This window comes from Collinsella sp. AM09-41 (assembly GCF_003473245.1).
GTDB lineage: Bacteria > Actinomycetota > Coriobacteriia > Coriobacteriales > Coriobacteriaceae > Collinsella.
Genome location: NZ_QRMJ01000017.1, coordinates 1 through 6200, shown reverse-complemented (window position 1 = coordinate 6200; position 6200 = coordinate 1). Strand labels below are relative to the sequence as shown.

Genomic DNA, 6200 nt, shown 5'->3' with positions numbered 1-6200 from the left:
TGGATCTGCTCGACGGGGTTGTTGCCGAGGGCGTTGCCGCCGAGGGCGACGACGATGCGGTCGGGCTTACCGTACGGTTTACTCATAGTATTCGTTCACTTCCCAGCTACTAGCGAAGCGTCGCGTACATCATGGCCTTAATGGTATGCATGCGGTTCTCGGCCTCCTGGAACACACGAGACTGCGCGCTCTCAAAGACCTCGTCGGAAACCTCCATCTCGGTCACGCCGAACTTCTCGGCAATCTCGGCGCCGATGGTGGTCTGCGTATCGTGGAAGCTCGGCAGGCAGTGCATAAAGATGGCGCCGGGGTTTGCCTTGGCCATGACCTCGGGCGTTACTCGATAGGGAGAGAGAAGATCGATTCGGCTCTTCCACAGCTCCTCAGCCTGGCCCATACCGACCCAAACGTCCGTATAGATCACGTCTGCATCCTTGACGCCCTCGTCGATATCCTCAGTGAGCTGGATCGTGCAGCCATTCTGAGCGGCGATCTCCTGGCAGCTCTCAAGAAGCTCGGGATCGAAGTGCGTGGCGCCCTCGACATCGCCCTTGGGTCCGCAGGAGCAGAAGTTAATGCCGAGCTTGGCGCAGATAACCATCAGGGAGTCGCTGACGTTGCCCTGCTCCTTGCCCATATAGGTGAGCTTCATGCCGCGCGTGTCGCCAAACTCCTCACGCATGGTAAGAATGTCGGCAAGGGCCTGGGTGGGATGGTACTCGTTGGTCAGACCGTTCCAGACGGGAACGCCAGCCTTGGCGGCAAGCTCCTCGACGATCGACTGGTCGGAGCCGCGATACTCAATACCGTCATACATGCGACCGAGCACGCGGGCGGTATCCTCGATGGACTCTTTCTTGCCCATCTGCGACGAGCCGGGGTCGAGGTAGGTCACACCCATACCCAGGTCCATACCGCCGACCTCGAAGGCACAGCGCGTGCGCGTTGAGGTCTTCTCAAACAGCAGGACAATGTTCTTGCCCTCGAGAAAGCGGTGCGGATAACCGGCGCGCTTCATATCCTTGAAGTTCTTTGAGAGGTCGAGCATGTACTCGATTTCCTCGGACGTAAAGTCAAGCAGGGTAAGAACGCTTCGACCAGAAAGATTAAGAGCCATGATTTGAGTCCTTTCGGTTGTTGGAACACACAAGGAGGGATGGGCGGCGCAGACGCACACGCGCCGCCCAGATACGCTAACGCTGACTAGATTTCCTCACGCCAGAACGGCATGGTCATGCAGCGCGGGCCGCCGCGACCGCGAGAAAGCTCCTCGGAGGGGGCGACGAGCAGCTCGACGCCGGCCTTGTAAAGAGCATCGTTGGTGACAACGTTGCGCTCATACACGCAGACCTTGCCCGGTGCGACCGCAAGAGTGTTGGAACCATCGTTCCACTGCTCACGGGAAGCCTCGATCGGATCGCCACCACCGCACTCAATCATGGTGATGTGGTCCATACCCGTCGCAAGCTCGAGAATATGCTGCAGGGTGCCCTCGAGCTCCTCGATATGCACCTCCCCCTCCGAATCGCCCTTGGTCAGGCGGTAGGCACGAAGCGTCTGGTAGATGCCGGGATAGACCGTGAACTTATCGCGATCGACCTGCGTGCAAACGGTGTCGAGATGCATGTAGGCATAGCCGTGCGGAATCTTGATGGCATAGATGTTCTCGATTTCGGCCTCATCAGAACCCCAGAACATATTCTTGGCGAGCTCATCGATGGCCGCAGTCTGGGTACGCTCGGAAATACCGATGGCGAGCGTCTTGGCGTTGATGTTGAGAATATCGCCGCCCTCGATATGCCACTCGCTATTGTGGTCGTACCAGATGGGGCTACCGGCGTAATCGGGATGGTTGCGGAGCACCGTTTCGTAGAAGATTACCTCGCGATTGCGCTGATTCCAGTACATGCGGTTCATGGTAGCGCCCTTGCCCACGACAGCCAGGGGATCACGGGAGAAATACGAGGCGGGCATGGGGAAGAGGACCATGTCGTCGCCCTTCAGCTCATCGCCGTCCAAGCTGGCAAGAGAGCCGCCGACATGCGGGATCTCGAGGTCGCGCACATACAGTCCGCCCATAGCCGTGAGGACAAATTCCTTGTTGTCCTTGATGGAATCGAGCTTCTCGACAACGGCCTGGCGAAGGGCCGCGTTGGAGATGCCGGACTCCCCCATGAACTTCGTCATGAACTCTGCGCGAGTGCCCTCGACTTTGTCAAACGTCTCAGCGAGCAGCTCTTCCATATAGACGACCTCGGCGCCAGCGCCGCGAAGAAGGTCGGTAAACTGATCGTGCTCTTTCTGGGCATAGTCCAGATAGAACGCGTCGTGAATCCAAACGCGGTCGAAATCCTCCGCCTTCATGTTTACAAGATCCATACCGGGGCGATGGACGCACACCTTCTTGAGGGCGCCAATCTCGCTATGAACGTTCAGTCCTTTGTTCATCTCTATCCTTCTTTCTCACAACTTGTATGTGGGGTTTTGCATTTACGGCAGGGGGATAAGACCCGAAACCGCAGTGAATGCCATGCAGATAACGCTTACGACCAGGAAGAATTTCCAAGCGACCTTCCACCACTGGCCAAGCGGAATCTTACAGACGCCAAGACCGGCAACGAGCATCGCGCTTGTCGGCGAAATGAGAGACATGGCAGCACTGCCCATGGAAAGGCCGGTAACTGCAGCCTCGGGGTTTAAGCCCATCAGCTCAACAAGCGGACCGAAAATGGGAATCGTAAGAGCAGCGATGCCCGAGGAGCTCGGAACGAGGATCGACAGAAGGTTATCCACGACGTAGAGAATGCTCGTAAAGATAACTGCCGGAACTCCAGAGAGAGCCGTGGCGAGCGTGTTGAGAATCGTATCGATGATGAGGCCGTCATTGGCGATTACGAGGATTCCGCGGGCGAGGCCAACAACGATGGCAGAGAACGCGAAGTCTGCAATTCCCTTAACGAACTCGCCAGCGATCTCCTTCTCATTCATCCCGGAAACAACACCCGAAAGAAGAGCCATGGCCAAGAAAATCGCAGAGATCTCGTTCATGTACCAGCCCTGGGTTACCAGACCCCAAATGATAGCGCCAAGTCCAAGCACGAAAATAACCATGACGGCTTTTTGCCTAGCGGTGAACTCGCTATCGAGGAGATTCTCGTCCGCGCCAAACTCTTTGCGCTTCTCGATATCATCGTGGAAAGCTGGGGATGCCTCGGGATTCTTCTTAACCTTGAGGGCATACATCACAACCCATGCGATGGCAACTGCCGTGAGCACGACAAGGGCGATAGTACGCAACCAAAGCTGGGGGTTGCCCTGGATACCGAGGATGCCCTGGGAAATCAGGACGTTGAACGGGTTAACGGTAGATGCGATGTATCCGATACGGGCACCCACAAACACCGTCATGAACGCTGTAATTGAGTCGAAGCCCATGGCCATCATGATCGGCATAAGAATCGCAAAGAACGGAAGCGTCTCCTCTGCCATACCAAAGGTGCTGCCGCCCAAGGCAAAAAGCGCCATTAGGATCGGAATGATGAGGACGTCCTTGCTCTTGAACTTCTTCACCACTCGGGCGACGCCGCTCGTGATGGCTCCGGTCGCCGTGATGACCTGGAAGGAACCTCCCACGATCATAATGAATGCAACGACCTCGACCGCTTGCTGGATGCCGATCGCAGGGGCCTCAAGTACTTCGAAGATGCCTTGGCGAAGATCGACCTCGTTGCCGTCCTCGTCCGTATAGACCTTATCGACAGGCTCATAGGTGCCCGAGACCGTTACCTCGCGACCGTTAACCTCCTGGCGCTCAAACGAACCCGAAGGCACGACCCAGGTCAGAACGGCAAATACGGCCATCAAGACGAGAATGATGGTGTACACGTGCGGGACTCGAAGAGTGCGCTTCTTTTCTGTCTCTGCCATCTCTCCTCCTTAATTCAGGGGTTTTTCGTTGCCGGCAAAGCCATTGTGTCATCGCGCAAAACACCCTTCCGTCTCTTCGCCCGCCAACGAAGCGCATCGACCCGTAAACGGACTTTAGATTGACGTAATTTTTCAATTTGCTTTCTAGATTGATGTTTAACATCAATTACTAAGCCGGTTCGTGCCATTCACCTGTGACAGATATGATGTAAATTGAATCGAACTCGTAATGTGCCACTATGGAAGCAATCAATACTCATCGCCAAAGCGAGGTCTTATGTCCGCACTACATGTTCAAAACGAAATAGGAAAGCTAAAAAAGGCCCTCCTGCACTGCCCCGGCCCCGAAACGCGCAACTACCCCGACGGGCAGTTCAATCGGGTCTTTACGTTGCGTCCGTCTAGCAGCTCATTCGATCTTGATAAAGCCCTTAGGGAGCATCATGCTTACTCGGCGATGCTCGAGCACGAAGGGGTAGAGATTCTCTATCTTGAAAACCTTCTTACCGAAGCCCTTGATGCGACAGAGCAAGCGCGTCGCTCTTTTATCGATAGCTACATTTCAGAATGCGGCGCGCGGGGCATTGAGCTCGAGTCTGCCATTCGCGAGTATCTTGAGCATATCGAAGGTTCCCGCGACCTGGTCCAGGCAGCCGTCAACGGCGTTCGCTACTCCCAGGTCTTCGACACGAACAAGGAGGTGTTCAGCCTCTCAAAGCTGACGGGAGACGCATACTCACCCGACGACCTTCTCATAGCCCCCCTTAACACCATGTGGTTCACGCGCGATCCAGCAAGCGTCATCGGCGAAGGTGTCACGCTCAACCATATGTACTGGCCAGAGCGCAACCGTGAGGTTATCGCCTATAAAACGATTTTTAACTATCATCCGGATTTCCGCGAGACTCCTCAGTTCTTCAAGCATGAATCGACTTACCACATTGAAGGCGGCGACCTTCACAACCTCAACAGCGAAAATGTAGCCGTTGGCATCTCTCAACGAACCGAGCCAGCAGCTATAGACACCCTAGCGAATAACTTGCTCTGGGACGAGAACTCGACTATTGAGTCCGTATGGGCCATTGAGGTTCCCTACGATGATCTCTGCATTCATCTCGACACATACTTTGCTCGTGTTAACTATGAGACATTCCTCATTGACCGGGAGCTCCTGGACCAAGCGCGAGTCTACTGCATTACACGAGGCAGATCGGAAAGGACAACCCGGGCGCGTCATGTCGAAGGCGGACTAAAAGAAGCGCTGGGATTAGCCCTGGGTTTAAGTTCACCGCAATTTATCCCTTGCGGCGGCTCAAATCCCGGAGCGGCAGAGGTCGAAAGAACCAACAATGCCATAAGCACCCTTTGCCTGGAGCCCGGCAAGGTCTGCGTATACGAAGAGAACACCGAGACTAACAAGGCACTGGAGCAGGCCGGTATTGAACTTGTTCCCATCTCTATCTTTGAGCTGACAAACGGCTTTGGCGGCCCCAACTGCCTCTGCCTTCCCCTCGTCCGCGCTTCATAACATGGGAACGGGTCAAAACATAAAGGCGCTTCGCAAGCGCGACCAGCTCACGCAGGAGGAGTTCGCGGCACCTGTCGGCGTCTCCAAAGAAACGGTATGCCGTTGGGAAAAGGACCGCTATGCCATCCGCCGGTCGACACTGCTCAAGATCGTTTCGAAATTCAATCTGCAGTTTGACGACCTCGCATCGGAAACCGCAGGGCTTGCCGCAAAGCTCGACCACGAGGGGCGGAAGGGGGAATCCAAGGAAACTACTACTGACTCCCTTTGTGATGTATTTAAAATTCAGATGAATGGAGGCAGAACGGGACTCAAGCAGACCGGAACAACGGCGCTCCCCTCATCCGTATTCAAAAACCATCGCGGGTGCTTCTTTGTTCAAATGGACACATCTGCCATGTCCAAATGCTATCCGATAGGATCCCTTCTCCTAGTGGACCCCAACCTGAAACCCTGGAACGGATGCTCCGTCCTCGCCTTGGCCGATAATTCCAGAATGGTCATACGGCGATATAGCACCGGCACGAACACCGTGATGCTGTCATCTTACTCATATCGCACGTCGGAACCGGATATTGTGCTGGACAAACGCCGAATCAGGATTCTCGGAGTCATCGTCTGGTTTCAGGCATCCCATGACCTGAGCATCTAACCAAATTTGCTCTTGTTTACCCCCTGCACACATCTCAAACAGCAAAAGCCCCGCAGCCGGAGCGGACTGCGGGGCTCATGAAGAGAGGCTAGT

5 protein-coding genes are annotated in these 6200 nt (G+C 55.2%); 2 read left to right on the top strand and 3 right to left on the bottom strand.

The window, feature by feature from the left end:
* Positions 1-109: 109 nt before the first annotated feature.
* The 3 genes from argF to DW112_RS09740 form a co-directional block, all read right to left on the bottom strand.
* Positions 110-1117, bottom strand: coding sequence for an ornithine carbamoyltransferase (gene argF, locus DW112_RS09750; RefSeq protein WP_118328861.1), 1008 nt, complete (start codon positions 1115-1117; stop codon positions 110-112).
* 86 nt (positions 1118-1203) lie between these two features.
* Positions 1204-2448, bottom strand: a complete 1245-nt coding sequence (locus DW112_RS09745; protein ID WP_117641075.1) for an arginine deiminase family protein — start codon at positions 2446-2448, stop codon at positions 1204-1206.
* Positions 2449-2490: 42 nt separating this feature from the next.
* The gene (locus DW112_RS09740) at positions 2491-3927 is read right to left on the bottom strand and encodes a YfcC family protein (protein ID WP_199411584.1); all 1437 of its coding nucleotides are present in this window, start codon (positions 3925-3927) and stop codon (positions 2491-2493) included.
* Between the two features lie 277 nt (positions 3928-4204).
* On the opposite strand from DW112_RS09740, the gene DW112_RS09735 reads away from it, so the two are divergent.
* Positions 4205-5455 (top strand): arginine deiminase family protein, encoded by a 1251-nt coding sequence (locus tag DW112_RS09735; protein ID WP_158549404.1) that lies wholly within the window; start codon positions 4205-4207, stop codon positions 5453-5455.
* 1 nt (position 5456) lies between these two features.
* Positions 5457-6107, top strand: a complete 651-nt coding sequence (locus DW112_RS09730) for a LexA family transcriptional regulator (protein ID WP_118328860.1) — start codon at positions 5457-5459, stop codon at positions 6105-6107.
* Positions 6108-6200 lie beyond the last annotated feature (93 nt).